General features: G+C 57.0%; 10 protein-coding genes and 2 pseudogenes. 8 read left to right on the top strand and 4 right to left on the bottom strand.

Going from position 1 to position 14,084, the window contains the following annotated elements; all coding sequences use genetic code 11:
* The first annotated feature begins 130 nt into the window (after positions 1-130).
* Entirely contained in the window at positions 131-436 is a 306-nt protein-coding gene (locus tag AC0L7U_RS15115) for a DUF1127 domain-containing protein (RefSeq protein ID WP_473691809.1), read from the top strand.
* 171 nt (positions 437-607) lie between these two features.
* Here the strand turns inward: AC0L7U_RS15115 and mutL are convergent.
* Positions 608-2,537 (bottom strand): annotated as a pseudogene (gene mutL / locus AC0L7U_RS15110) (DNA mismatch repair endonuclease MutL).
* 111 nt (positions 2,538-2,648) lie between these two features.
* On the opposite strand from mutL, the gene AC0L7U_RS15105 reads away from it, so the two are divergent.
* Positions 2,649-3,521: a TIGR01459 family HAD-type hydrolase gene (locus tag AC0L7U_RS15105; protein WP_473691808.1), complete on the top strand. Its 873-nt coding sequence runs from the start codon at positions 2,649-2,651 to the stop codon at positions 3,519-3,521.
* A gap of 84 nt (positions 3,522-3,605) precedes the next feature.
* Here AC0L7U_RS15105 and AC0L7U_RS15100 read toward each other — a convergent pair whose 3' ends face one another.
* Together AC0L7U_RS15100 and AC0L7U_RS15095 are read right to left on the bottom strand one after the other, a co-directional pair.
* Positions 3,606-4,280 carry a protein phosphatase CheZ gene (locus AC0L7U_RS15100; RefSeq protein ID WP_473691806.1) on the bottom strand — a complete coding sequence of 225 codons (675 nt, stop codon included), beginning with the start codon at positions 4,278-4,280 and terminating at the stop codon, positions 3,606-3,608.
* 139 nt (positions 4,281-4,419) lie between these two features.
* On the bottom strand, positions 4,420-4,803 hold the full coding sequence (locus tag AC0L7U_RS15095) for a response regulator (RefSeq protein ID WP_473691804.1): 384 nt from the start codon (positions 4,801-4,803) through the stop codon (positions 4,420-4,422).
* A 426-nt stretch (positions 4,804-5,229) separates the two neighbouring features.
* Between AC0L7U_RS15095 and AC0L7U_RS15090 the strand changes: the two genes are divergently transcribed.
* Positions 5,230-6,219: a bifunctional riboflavin kinase/FAD synthetase gene (locus tag AC0L7U_RS15090; protein ID WP_473691802.1), complete on the top strand. Its 990-nt coding sequence runs from the start codon at positions 5,230-5,232 to the stop codon at positions 6,217-6,219.
* Positions 6,220-6,261: 42 nt separating this feature from the next.
* Here AC0L7U_RS15090 and AC0L7U_RS15085 read toward each other — a convergent pair whose 3' ends face one another.
* Positions 6,262-7,545, bottom strand: a complete 1,284-nt coding sequence (locus AC0L7U_RS15085) for a glycosyltransferase family 87 protein (protein ID WP_473691800.1) — start codon at positions 7,543-7,545, stop codon at positions 6,262-6,264.
* Positions 7,546-7,955: 410 nt separating this feature from the next.
* Between AC0L7U_RS15085 and ileS the strand changes: the two are divergent.
* The 5 genes and pseudogenes from ileS (at position 7,956) to AC0L7U_RS15060 (ending at position 14,070) form a co-directional block, all read left to right on the top strand.
* Positions 7,956-10,920: pseudogene (gene ileS, locus AC0L7U_RS15080) on the top strand (isoleucine--tRNA ligase).
* Positions 10,921-10,948: 28 nt separating this feature from the next.
* Complete coding sequence (gene lspA / locus AC0L7U_RS15075) at positions 10,949-11,485, top strand: signal peptidase II (RefSeq protein ID WP_473695852.1); 537 nt, start codon at positions 10,949-10,951, stop codon at positions 11,483-11,485.
* A gap of 123 nt (positions 11,486-11,608) precedes the next feature.
* The gene (locus tag AC0L7U_RS15070) at positions 11,609-12,301 is read left to right on the top strand and encodes a hypothetical protein (RefSeq protein ID WP_473691799.1); all 693 of its coding nucleotides are present in this window, start codon (positions 11,609-11,611) and stop codon (positions 12,299-12,301) included.
* Positions 12,302-12,437: 136 nt separating this feature from the next.
* The gene (locus tag AC0L7U_RS15065; protein ID WP_473691798.1) at positions 12,438-13,208 is read left to right on the top strand and encodes a M16 family metallopeptidase; all 771 of its coding nucleotides are present in this window, start codon (positions 12,438-12,440) and stop codon (positions 13,206-13,208) included.
* On the top strand, positions 13,117-14,070 hold the full coding sequence (locus tag AC0L7U_RS15060) for a M16 family metallopeptidase (protein WP_473691797.1): 954 nt from the start codon (positions 13,117-13,119) through the stop codon (positions 14,068-14,070). The genes AC0L7U_RS15065 and AC0L7U_RS15060 overlap by 92 nt, the downstream gene beginning before the upstream one ends.
* The last annotated feature ends 14 nt before the right edge of the window (positions 14,071-14,084 follow it).

The following is a 14,084-nucleotide window of genomic DNA, read 5'->3' as shown; positions in this document are numbered from 1 at the left end:
TCAGGATCCTCCCCTGGCAGGTGTTTTTTTGTGTCTGATGCAATGCTGCCAATCCAGTTGATCAGCACCGTGCGGCACCACGCCGCATGGCGCAGGCACAGAGTGTCTTGCAAGATGAGCGCTTAACGCATTGCAAGCCTTGCATGTTCGGCATAGCTGCCGTGCGGTTTGCCCTCTACCTCAAGGTGTTCTGAAGGACTATCTTCAGATCATCAAAGGGAACGGGCCAACGTCTCAGTCATCCGGACTGAAGAAATCGCTGGCCATAGAGATAGAAGGCCAAAACCATGATCAACAGCTTTGCTCGCAAGTATCAGAACTGGAAAAGTTCCGCAGCACATACGACGAACTCAGCAAGCTCTCCAATCGTGAGCTCGCAGACCTCGGTATGGCGCGTGCTGACATCCGTCGCACCGCTCAGGCTGCCACCATTTAAAAAGTTTCGATCTCCGGTCCATCTCCTCCTCCCAAGGACCGGTTGTCGTTAGTCTGCCTCCTCCCAGGCAGAACCTCCCAAAGACACCTGTCAGGATCCTCCCCCTGGCAGGTGTTTTTTTATGTCTGATGCAATGTGAGGGAAGGACAGCGCCCGGCGGCACACAGCCATCTATTTGCGGCCGAAGAGCTTTTCAATGTCGGAGAGTTTCAGTTCGACCCAGGTCGGGCGCCCGTGATTGCACTGACCCGACAGAGGGGTTGCCTCCATGTCGCGCAACAAGGCATCCATTTCCGGAGCCCGCATCCGCCGACCAGCGCGAATCGATCCGTGACAGGCCATCGTGGCGGCGACGTGATCCAGTTTTTCTCGCAACCCGGTCGCCGTGTCCCACTCGGCCAATTCATCTGCAAGGTCCATGACCATGCCACGGATGTCTGTATCACCCAGCATGGCCGGTGTTTCACGCACGGCAATGGCGCCGGGACCAAAAGCCTCCAGAGACAGCCCGACTGCTTCCAGCTCGTCTGCCCGCTCAACCAGCCGACCCACGTCTTCTTCCGGCATTTCGATGATTTCGGGGATCAACAGAAGTTGACGGGCAATATCCTTCTTCGCCAGCGCTTCCTTCAGCCGCTCATAGACCAGTCGCTCATGAGCGGCATGCTGATCAACGATGATTACGCCATCTTCGGTTTGCGAAATAATGTAGGTCTCATGGACCTGCGCACGGGCAGCCCCCAGAGGCAGCGCCATGCGTGTGGCGTCAAGCGGCCCCTCATGCGCGCGCGCGTCGGCTGACGGATGGATAACACCAGCCAGACCATGCGCCATGTCTCGCGCCAACGCGCCGCCCGCCGCCTCACCGTCTGCAAAGCCGAACATGGCCGGGGTCGATTCCGATCGCAATTCCCTGTCAGACCCCACTTCACCGGGATCGGCGAAGCCTGCTGTCTCCAGCGGACGAAATGCCGCCATATCGAAGCCTGTGCCACGCGCTGCAGCCGCCTGCGGAGATGTCCCATATCCAGCGCCAGGTCGTGAAGAAAACCCTGTTGGCCGCAAGGCATCCAATGCGACCCCCGCATTGGCCGTGGACGAGCGATGGCCCGATTGCACCAGTGCCTGCTTGATCGAACCGACCAGAAGGCCCCGCACGAGTTGGCCATCGCGAAAGCGCACATCCGCCTTGGCCGGATGCACGTTGACGTCGACCAGCGCAGGCAGCAAATCTACAAACAATACGACCACCGGATGCCGGTCGCGCGCCAAAACATCGGCATAAGCACCCCGCAGTCCCGACAGAAGCAGCTTGTCCTTGACTGGCCGGCCATTGACGAAAAAGAACTGGTGCTGTGCATTACCGCGGTGAAAGGTCGGCAGACCAGCAAATCCGGTCAAGCGCACGCCTTCACGCTCGGCATTGATCTCCATCGCATTTTCGATGAAATCTGCCCCAAGGATCTGGGCAATCCGCGCCAGCCGGGGGTCCTCACCGGTTGCGGCCGGCCAGGTGCTGCTGGTCCGGTCGGCGCCCGACAGTGAAAAGCCGATGGTTGGATAGGCCAACGCAATTCGCTTGACGATTTCCGTGATCGCCGTTGCCTCGGCCCGGTCAGACTTGAGAAATTTCAGGCGGGCAGGCGTTGCAAAAAACAGGTCGCGCACTTCCACCTGCGTGCCCTTGTGACGCGCTGCCGGACCGGCCGGCGTCTCAATGCTGCCTTCGATCGCAATTTTCCAGCGCATGGCTCTCGCTGTCGTGGCGGGTCTGAATGCCCAGACGTGCAACAGAGCCAATGGACGGCAAGGCTTCTCCGCGAAATCCGAGAGTGCGAATATCAAACAGGTCCTCCTCGTTGATCTTGGAGGTGCAGTGCCGCCGCACCGCCAGTTCAAGGTCCGTTCGGGTCATGCCACGCCCGTCATCGGACACACGCATCAGCGTTTTGCCACCTGCTGCGGTAACAATATCAACCTGCGTTGCGCCGGCATCCACGGCGTTCTCGACCAACTCCTTGATCACGCTCGCCGGCCGTTCGATGACCTCACCAGCTGCAATCCGGTTGATGGTCTCGTCGCTGAGTTGCCTGACCTGCATTCAAATTCCTTTCGCCGGTTCCAACCGGGGACCGCTTCCTATAGTGTCGCGCCGCAGGCTGACCGATTCAGCCTCAGTTGACCAGTCCTTCCACGTCTCAAGTGACAGAGCATGACATCTTCTTCAAGGCTTCTGATCCCCGGCCTCAGCCACATTGCCGAAAACTACACAGGCATCCTGTCGGATGTCTGGGGCGTTTTGCACAATGGCGTGAGCGCCTTTCCGGCTGCCAGCGAAGCGCTGGCCAATTATCGCAGCAAAATGGGCGGCCATGTCGTCCTGATTACCAACTCCCCTCGCCCTGGACCCGCCGTGCGCACGCAATTGGCCGGGCTTGGCGTTTGGGACGATGCCTATGATGATATCGTGACGTCCGGCGATGTCACGCAAACCTTGCTGCATGATTATAGCGGCAAGAATGCGTTTCACCTTGGCAAGGATGAGGAATTCGGCCTTTACGAAGGTACGGGCGTCCATCTGACCGGGGCTGACGAGGCCGATGTTATCTGTTGCACCGGCCTGGTCAATGATGACACGGAGACCCCGGACGACTACCGCGATCTGCTGGCGGGCTTTGCCAAACGCGGTCTGCTCATGATTTGCGCCAATCCGGACATCGTCGTCGAGCGTGGCGACAGGCTCGTCTGGTGCGCCGGCGCGCTGGCCCGGCTTTATGAAGATCTGGGTGGCAAGATTGCCATTGCCGGCAAGCCACACAAGCCGATCTACGATGAAGCCCGTGCGCGTATGGCAAAAATTCTCGGCCACCAGCCGGACGACCGTAAGTTGCTTGCCGTTGGCGATGGCCTGCCGACCGACATTCGCGGTGCGGTCTCGGAAGATCTCGATGTCCTGTTCATCACCGCAGGCATCCACGGCCCGGATTTCGGCCCGATTGACGCGCCGGAAGAGGCTCTCATTCAAGACCGTCTGCACGGAGAAGGCCTGAAGGCCGTTGCCGCAGTGCCACGACTGGTCTGGTAGACCCCGAAGCAAGATCACCAAACGAAAAAAGGCCGCGGTCCTCAGGACAGCGGCCTTTTTCATATTCTGAATATCTGAGCAGGATCAATCGAACAGCTTGTCGATATCCGCCTGCGCATCTTTCAAAAGATCGTCGACGTCAGACTGGGAAACACCCTCGCCCTCATGCTGCGGACCATGAAGAATGAGTTCGCGTTTGCGACGCTCTTCTTCCGTTTCCTGCTGCTCGCTTTCCATATCGACCGGAATCTTCAGCTTCTCGACGAAAGCGCTGACACGTTCGTCGATGTAATGCAGTGTCGACACAACCTTGGAAATGCGCTGACCTGTCAGATCCTGGAAGGTACAGGCTTCGAAAACCTCGATCATCTTGTCGTTGACCATGCCAACATAAGCATCATGATCGGAGCTGTCGGCGCCCATGATCTCTTCGGCGGCTTCCATGATCGAATTGGTTGCCTTTTCCGTTGCTTCCACGATGGCATCAAGCTCCCGACCAGCGTCGGGGATCTTGTTGTCCTTCATGTCATTGGCGCGCAACTGAACGATTTCGTCTTTCATCCGTGAAATTTCGCGGGCAATCAACGACATCTCATCCATCACGGCCGGGCGCACATTGCGGATAAACTCCTGCATGGAGCCGGACATGATTTCCGCCAGATGCATGACATCATTCAAAGAGACGTCGCCGCCACGCTCTTTGTTGTCCTGCAAAAACTGGATAACCCGCTCAATATTCTCGCTCTCACCCGAAGTCATGAATGCTCCAAACATTGGTGTGCGAACCGCCGCTTGCCGCTTGCGTGCGGAACCATCAGCAATTCATCCGTCGATAGAAAATACGGATTGCCTTCGGCGACAGTCATTGGTCGGAAAGGCAATCCGCGCAAAACCAAAATCAATCGGAGAAGACAGCTTCAATCTTGCCCTTAAGCGTCTGAGCATTGAAGGGCTTCACGATATAGTTGTTCACACCGGCCTTCTTGGCGGCGATAACGTTTTCCGTCTTGGATTCGGCGGTGACCATAATGAACGGTGTCTTGCTCAAGCCCGAATCGGCACGGACCTGCTTCAGCAGTTCGTAACCGGTCATAGGCTCCATGTTCCAATCGGAAATAACCAAGCCGTACTTGCGCTGTTTCATCTTCTCCAGCGCTTCCGTACCGTCGGCAGCGTCATCGATGTTTTCAAAACCAAGCTGCTTCAGCAAGTTCCGGATGATTCGGATCATCGTCTTATAGTCATCGACCACGAGAACCGGCATCTGAAGATCAAGGGCCATTCATCTACTCCATAAATGTCAAGGTGCGCGGCTCTGGCCGTCGGGCCCCGGAAACGCGATATGACGAACAGGAGAGCAACACGTTTGTGTCCTCACCTCCCCAACTTTCAAGAAAAATAAGAGAAGCACCTGAAAAGACCGTTAATGCGAGCCAGTTTCTCTGCCTTGAATGTTTAGAAAATTCATCGAAATTTTCGTGATATTCGCTTTTATTCGGCCGGTTGCGCCTATGGGCCACTTGACTTTCTGTCACCTGCGCACCGTGTCACATTGCCAGTTCCTGCAGGAGACAGTATGAGGATTGCAGCAGAGTGTTGCCATGCACATATGTCAGCACAACCGCCGCCCACAGCGGAATTGACCGGCGAGGATCTCCCAATCTCCCATGCCTGCGCCGTCAAGAAACGGATACAAGAAGGGTCTTGAATGCACGCCTCTCCCACATTTCAATATGTCACGGACCTTGGAGACTTTCCCGAGGCCTTGAAGAAAGGCGTTGTGGCAATCGGCAATTTTGATGGCGTTCATCGGGGACACCGCAGCGTGCTGGAAACGGCTCTCGTGCAGGGCCACGCCCGCGGCTGCCCTGTGTTTGCCATGACATTCGAGCCCCATCCACGCAGCTTCTTTGCACCGGACAAACCGGTCTTTCGCCTGACGCCGCCAGAGGAAAAAGCCGAAGTGATGCGCAAGCTGGGGCTGGATGGCTTGTTGCAGATCGCCTTTACCAAGGAATTTGCAGGTCTCGAAGCCAATCATTTCATCCAAAATATTCTGCTCGACCGGCTGGATATTTCTCATGCTGTCACCGGTTATGATTTTCACTTTGGCAAGGCGCGTCAGGGCACGCCCAGTTTCCTGACAGAATCAGGTGCCACTCATAATTTCGGTGTGACCATTGTCACCGCAGAGCACGATGAAGGCGCACAGGTCATTTCCTCATCGCGCATTCGTCACGCGCTGGCGGAAGGGGATGTCGCGCTTGCCAATGGCCTTCTCGGCTATCACTGGTTCTTCGATGCAAAGGTTCATCACGGCGACAAACGGGGCCGCGATCTTGGCTACCCCACGGCCAACTTGCAGCTGCCTGAGAACGCGCCTCTCAAGCATGGCATTTATGCAGTGAAGGTTCGTATTAACGACACCTATCATGACGGTGTCGCAAGTTTCGGCCGTCGCCCGACCTTTGACAATGGCAAAGCCCTGTTCGAAGTCTTCGTCTTCGACTTCAGGGGCGATCTCTATGACAAGACATTGCGGGTTCACCTCGGCTCTTATTTGCGCGAGGAACTGAAATTCGATGCAGTCGACGCATTGATCGCCCAGATGGACCGCGACAGTGAAGAAGCGCGCGCTGCGCTTGGATCCTTGCAACCCTTAGGCGAACTCGACACCAAGCTCCTGCCTTTCGGATAATCTCGGCAGGACAGCGCCTCGCGCCGTCCCTTTCATGGTGTTTTATGTGCGGGTCGACCGCTCAAGGACCCACCAGCGGCGCACGCCGAGGCACAGGATCAAGAGAGACGCCAACGGCCCCAAAGGCACCCCCACCATGCTGGCCAGAGCGCGCGAGGCAATCGCGCAGATCATCGCGAAAGCAATGATCGTCAGGTCAAAGGGCAGAGTGCGACGCTGATGATGCGCTGCCATGCCAAGTGCGGCGGGCACAGCCAGGATCGCCAGATCATAGGAGAAGACGAAGGGTGTCGACAGTGCAATGCCGCCCATCAAAGTCCAGCCCTTGGTCACCCAGTCTCGCGATTGTCGCCAGATGAGCATGCACACCACCAGCGTCGCCAGCGAAAAAAGCCCCTGCAAACCCATGGCAAGCATGCTGGACAGACCGATTTGCCGGAACCCGGCATAAAACGAAACCATCTTGCTCATGGAGACGAGGCCATGGGTCAGAACCTGCTCGGCAAAATCGCGCTGCACCCAAAAGACCAGCCATGTCTGCTCTCCAAAAACCACAAGGCTGACGAGACACAGTGTCAGCGTGACAACCCCGGCGGCCAGAAAACAGCGCCAATAGCCGCCGGCCAGCAACACAAAGGGAATGAGCAGGCCCAATTGCGGTTTGAACGTCATGAACCCGATCAGCAGCCCTGCCAGAATTTCTCGCCGCGAGCTCAAAGCCCCCAGCACGCCTGCAAAAAGAGCCAGGCTCCACACCCCGTTCTGGCCATGAAAGACAGCAATGAAACTCGTCGGCAAGGCGGCGGCCAGCAAAGCACCATCCAGGAAAAGCTGTCCCCGTGAGCATTTTGGCGATGGCCCGCCGATCCCATAGGTGAAACGATTGCTGACAGAGATTACCAGCGCCCCACAGGCGACCATTGCACAGAGAAGCGCCAGAAGCTCAAAGACAAGAAAAGCGTGTAATCCGCTCAACAGCCCCAGCGGCAAAACCAATAGCAAAAACGTTGGCGGGTAGAAAAAAGCAAAGAAGGGGGCAGCTTTTCCCTGTTGTAACAGATCGGCCTGAAAGGAGCGGAAGGCAGCCGGATCATAGGGAACAAGAGAATGTCCCTGAAGCGCCTGCGCGGCAGCGCTCCAGAAACTCAGAAAGTCATTGGTCACCGTTGTGCCAAACCGCGCCCCGGTTGCGACCGACAAGACACCCGGATAGCCAAAGAAATAGATGAGAACGACGCCATAGGCGAACAGCGCCATGATTGCTGCTGGCAACAGCCTGTCACGCGTTGCCCATGAGCCGGTTTTGAGGGTCTTGCCCAACGTCATTCTTGCGTTCTCCTGACCTCGGCTAAGGCCAAGTCAATTTTCCTACCTCAAAGAAACCGGGCGTGCCAACCCATAAACCGCCCTCCCCCGCACCGATCCGCCGGCCCCCTCGGCCGCGACAAATTCAGCCCTCACGAAAAAGAGGCCACGGAATGGCTTTATTCATCTGCCAAGTGCTGGTATGTCCATGCGCCATGAGTGTTTGTTTCGCAGCCTTGACAGATCGGGCATCGTCCCGGTGTGTTCGAATTATTGGCCCGGCCTGCGGCTAGAGCGCAAACCTGCGCCGCCAAAGGACCGGGAGTATCCTTATCGTTTTGCGGGGCCCCTGCGAAAGCGGCCCGCTTTGTAATTCTGCTTGATGGGATACGCAACCACAACTGCGCCTATCCGACTGGATCCACCGAGTGATGACTGACGACACCAAGACACGCGATTATTCCGAAACGTTGAACCTGCCCAAGACCGACTATCCGATGCGCGCCGGTTTGCCCAAAAAAGAGCCTCAGATCATCGAGCGCTGGCAGCAGATGAACCTGTACGGCAAGCTTCGGGACGCAGGCAAAGGCCGCAACAAATTTGTGCTGCACGATGGACCTCCCTATGCCAATGGTAACATCCATATCGGTCATGCGCTGAACAAGACGCTCAAGGACATCATCACCCGCTCCATGCAGATGACGGGGTGGGATTCCAACTATGTTCCGGGCTGGGATTGCCATGGCCTGCCGATTGAGTGGAAAGTCGAAGAGAAATACCGCTCCAAGGGCAAGAACAAAGACGAAGTACCGGTCAATGAGTTCCGTCAGGAATGCCGTGACTTCGCCAGCCACTGGATCGACGTTCAGAAAAAGGAATTCAAGCGCCTCGGCATCGAAGGAGACTGGGACAATCCCTATCTGACGATGCGGTTTGAAAGCGAAGCCATCATCGCCCGCGAATTGATGAAATTCGCCACTTCCGGCCAGTTGTATCGCGGCTCAAAGCCGGTGATGTGGTCCGTAGTCGAAAAGACAGCGCTCGCCGAAGCCGAAATCGAGTACCACGACCATAAGTCGGATATGATCTGGGTGCGCTTCCCGATCGTCAGCGTTGGCGGCACCGACGAAGCCGCAGCAGAAGAGTTGCTGGACGCTGCCGTTGTCATCTGGACAACGACGCCCTGGACCATTCCGGGCAACCGCGCCGTTTGCTTCTCGTCCGATATTGCCTATGGCATGTACGAAGTGACGCAGGATGGCCTGCCGGACGACAATTGGGTACAGCAAGGCGACCGTCTACTTCTGGCCGATGCACTGGCAGCAGACGTCTTCAAGAACGCAAGAATCGAAAGCTTTAAGAAAGTCCGCTCCGTCACGTCTGACGAACTGGCCACCATGACGCTGGCGCATCCGTATCGGGATCTCGATCTCGGCGGCTATCAGTTCGATATTCCTGTACTGGACGGCGACCATGTCACCGATGATGCGGGCACGGGTTTTGTGCATACCGCACCGGGCCATGGTGCAGATGACTTTGAAATCTGGATGGCGTCCGCACGGGATAACGAAGCCCGCGGGATCGACAGCACGATCCCCTTCACCGTGGCTGATGATGGCTTTTACACCAAGGACGCTCCGGGCTTTGAGGGGCATCAGGTCATCACTCACAAAGGTGAAACCGGCTCGGCCAACAAGGCCAACATCGACAAGCTGAAAGAGGCCGGAGCCCTGATCGGGCTTGGTCGTCTGAAGCATTCCTATCCGCATTCCATGGCGCTCGAAGAAGCCGGTGATCTTCCGCAACACGCCGCAGTGGTTCGTCTATATGGACCGCGACATTGCGGCGGAAGGTGATACGCTGCGCGCTCGGGCGCTCAAGGCCATTCAAGAGACACGGTTTGTGCCGCAAAGTGGCCAGAACCGGCTGCGTTCGATGATCGAAAACCGCCCTGACTGGGTGTTGTCGCGTCAACGCGCCTGAGGTGTGCCGATCACGGTTTTTGTCAATAAGGACAGCCGCGAAGTCCTCAAAGACGAAACCGTCAATGCCCGCATCTATGAGGCTTTCACCAAGGAAGGCGCCGACTCCTGGTTCGAGGATGGTGCCAAGGCGCGTTTCCTTGGAGCAGACTACAAGGCTGATGAGTGGGACATGGTCACCGACATTCTTGATGTCTGGTTTGACAGCGGCTCAACCCATGCTTTCTGTCTTGAACAGCGCGACGATCTGAAACCGTCACGTCAGGGACTTGGCGGAAACGACTACGTCTTGTATCTGGAAGGCTCGGATCAGCACCGCGGCTGGTTCCATTCCTCGCTGCTGGAAAGCTGTGGAACGCGTGGCCACGCACCATATGATTCGGTGCTGACGCATGGCTTCACCATGGCAGAAGACGGTCGCAAAATGTCCAAGTCACTGGGCAATCAGGTGTTCCCGCAAGACATCATCAAGCAGTATGGCGCTGACATCCTACGTCTGTGGACTGCGTCCTGTGACTATTCGGAAGATCAGCGTCTGGGTGATGAAATCATCAAGACCAGCGTCGACAGCTATCGCAAGATGCGCAACACGCTGCGCTGGATGCTGGGATCTCTCAGCCATGATGCCGGATCAGAGATTGCCGTTGAAGACATGCCCGAGTTGGAGCGTCTGATGCTGCACCGATTGGCAGAGCTGGACGACCTGGTGCGCAAGGCTTACTGGAATTTCGATTTCAAGCGCGTTGTGCATCACCTGTTCAACTTCATGACGCTGGACCTGTCGGCCTTTTATTTCGATATCCGCAAGGATGCGCTGTATTGTGATCCACAGACGTCTGTGCGCCGTCAGGCATCGCTTCAGGTTATCGACAAGCTGTTCCGCTGCATTGTCACGTGGCTTGCGCCAGTCATGCCCTTTACCGCCGAAGAGACCTGGTCCTCGCGCTATGGCGAGGACAGCTCAGTGCATCTCGAACAGTTTCAGAATGTGCCACAGGCATGGCTGAATCCGGAGCTTGCGGCCAAGTGGGACAAGATCCGCACGGTGCGTCGCGTGATCACCGGAGCACTTGAAATCGAGCGTCGCGAAAAGCGCATCGGCTCATCTCTGGAAGCGCACCCGGTGGTGCATGTCACCGACGCGACCCTGATGGAAGCGCTGCAAGGCAAGGACATGGCCGATATCGCCATCACCAGCCAGTTGACGCTGACATCTGATGCAGCCCCTGAAACAGCCTTCCGTCTGGACGACACGCCTGACGTGGCCGTTGTTCCAGGTCTGGCGGAAGGGACCAAATGCGCTCGGTCCTGGAAAGTACTGCCGGAGGTTGGCACCGATCCCGACTATCCTGAAGTTACGCTTCGGGATGCTGACGCACTGCGCGAGTGGGATGCCTCCCACGCCGCAGCCTGACAACGGCACAGGAAAAGCAATGACCGATATGACCAAAGCGACCTCGGATGCCTCAAGCCCTTTGACCTGGCTTTGGGGAAAACACAGCCGTCTGGTTTTGAGCCTGGCCGTGATTGGGGTGATCCTCGATCAGGCCAGCAAGCTTTGGGTTCTGCATGGACTGGACCTCGCATTGCGCGGCCCGGTCCACCTGCTGCCGGCGCTTGATCTCGTGCTGGTATGGAATCGTGGCATCTCGTATGGTCTCTTCCAGCAAAACTCCGGCGAAGGGCGCTGGCTTCTGGCGCTCGTCACGCTTGTTGCCGCTATTGTGCTGTGGATCTGGTCGGCCCGTGTCCATAGTCGCTTTCTGGCCATCGCCATGGCGCTGCTGATCGGTGGCGCGATTGGCAATGGCATAGATCGTGTCGCTTATGGGGCCGTGGTGGACTTTGTTCATTTCCACATGGGCGATTTTTCGTGGTACGTCTTCAACTTGGCGGACGTGGCCATCGTTGCCGGAGTGATCGGTCTGCTGTATGACGGAATTCAAAGTGGTCGTAACAAAGCCGCAAAGCACAACTAGAGCGCGTCATGCGTGATGGAAAAGTCTTTTGCGACTGACCGACAGACTGCACACTGTTGAAAGCTTCGTGGAATGGACGTTCAATCGACACGAACAGGGGGATCCGATTTGTTGCGGACGGTCTTGAAAAAATTTGCAGGGCTAGCTTTTGGCGCGGCTGCCGTAGCATCGCTGGCCGGCTGTCAGGCCGCCGATGGCACTAAGCAGGCTCCCGATGTTGCGCTGGTAGACAGCATCATGTCTGGCCTTGGTGCGGTGGATCCGCATCAAAAGCCGATTGAGTACAAGCCACGCGCACCGCTTGCCATGCCTGCCAACACGTCCAATCTGCCTGCGCCCGAAACACGGGTCGCAGAAGATGACAAGTCGAACTGGCCGAAAAAAGCACAGAACCGGGATCTGGAACGCGTCAAACAGCTTTATGCCGGTACAGCCCGCAAGCATGACAAGCCTTTGACCCCAGAACAGATGCGCGGCGTCAACATTCGCAGTGCGGCCAAACGCAACCCGGCGGTCGAACAGCGCCAGCAGGACATTTCCTCAGGCAGCCTTATGACCTCTGCCGAAATGCGCGCTCAGAACGGCGACGCAAAGGCTCTGGACCAGAAGAGTGTCAAAGGGGCACAGGCGGACGGACTGCAACGCAAATACCTGACGCAGCCGCCATCTGATTATAGCCAGCCTTCGCCCGATGCACCGATGCCGACCACGGTTCAGGATGCCAAGCACAAGGATACGAAGGGCGTTTACGACAAGCCTCTCGATATGAAGTGCCTGGAAAACAGCGGCGGCGACTGCCACCGCGGCAATCAGTAAATTCTCATCGCCTTTCCGCGATCATGTACTGGAAAAGCCTGCCCTTGTGGCGGGCTTTTCTTTTTTAAGCTCCCGGTCTCAAAAAACCCAAAATCCCGTGATGCGTCTGGAGAGGATAACAGGAGGGCCTTATATCTTGAGGACCACCATAGAGAATGGCCAGCGTTGCCGGTTCGGACGCGCTGCCATCCCGAACACCGACATGGAGACCGTAGTGCCCCTCGACACACCCAGCGATCAGTCCATGCGCCGAAGAAGGCGCGGACTGCGACTGACCTCCGCTCTCGTATTCACAAGCCTTACCTTCGCGCATCCTGGCCTCAGCCTTGCCGCGACAACGTCGCCGCAAACGACCAAGGACACAGCCACCGTTCCGGCAACAGACGCAGCGCCAGAGGAAACCACTGCCCCTGCTGCGAAGACACCGGAGCCTAAGGCGGAAAAAGCCGCAGAATCAAAAATCCCGAAGCCAAAGTCGAGCGCTGAAAAAGCCCCGACACCCAAAGCGTCGCCGATCAAGGCAGACGAGGCCGCTGCCAGTGCAGTACCCTCCGAAAAGACGGAGGCTAAAGCGACCGCCAAGGCACCATTGATCGGTCCCCATGCCAAGCATTACGTTCTCAAGAATGGCCTTGAACTGGTTGTGATCCCGGATCATCGCGCACCGGTTGTGACCCACATGGTCTGGTACAAGGTCGGGGCAGCCGATGAGGTCCAAGGCAAGTCCGGTTTGGCGCATTTCCTTGAGCATCTGATGTTCAAGGGCACCAAAAAGCATCCGGATGGACAATTCTCCAAGATCGTTGCCGATTTGGGTGGCCAAGGAAAATGCTTTCACGACCAACGATTACACCGCATTTTTCCAGCGCGTTGCCAAGCAGCACCTGAAGCTGATGATGCAGCTTGAAGCAGACCGTATGACGCACCTGGTGCTGACCGACAAGGTCATCAATCCGGAACGCCAAGTGGTGCTGGAAGAACGCCGAATGCGCGTTGAAACCGACCCGGCCTCCCGCTTGCGCGAGACGCTCAACGCCGTGACCTTCGTCAACCATCCTTATGGCACCCCGACCATCGGCTGGACCAAAGAGGTCGAAGGCCTGACACGACACGATATTCTGGCGTTCTACCGGCATTACTACACACCCAACAACGCCATTGTCGTTGTTGCAGGGGACGTGACCCCGGCAAAGGTGCTGAAACTCGCGGAGGAAACCTATGGCAAGGTCAAGGACCGGTCTCATCTGTCGCCGCGCGTGCGTCCGGAAGAACCAAAGCTGCCGGGCCAGCGTCAGGTATCTCTCAGCGATCCCCGCGTAAAGCAGGAAAGTGTTACCATGACCTGGGTTGTACCCAGTGATCACACAGGCAAGGGCAACACGCCGGAAGCACTGGACCTGTTGTCCTATATCCTTGGCAATGGACCGACCAGCCGCCTGCACAAGAGCATGGTGCTGAGCGATCGCAGCGCATTGGATGCAGGCAGTTACTACCAGAGCACCGCACTGGATCAGGGCACCTTTACGGTTTATGCCGCCCCGCGTGACAACCACACGCTGGGTGAAATGCAAAGTCAGTTGAAGACCCAGTTACACAAGATCCTGACAGATGGCGTCACTCAACAAGAACTGGACAAGGCGAAGCACAGCTTCACCGCCAGTGCCATCTACAGTCAGGACAGCCAGCAGTCTCTGGCCCGCCTCTTTGGCAGCGCTTTGGCGACCGGCCAGACCATGAGACAAGTTCAGACCTTAGCCAGCACGCATTGATGCGGTCACACCAC

This window comes from Roseibium sp. 10G30-5 (genome assembly GCF_055809635.1).
This window is presented reverse-complemented; position numbering and strand designations above follow the sequence as displayed.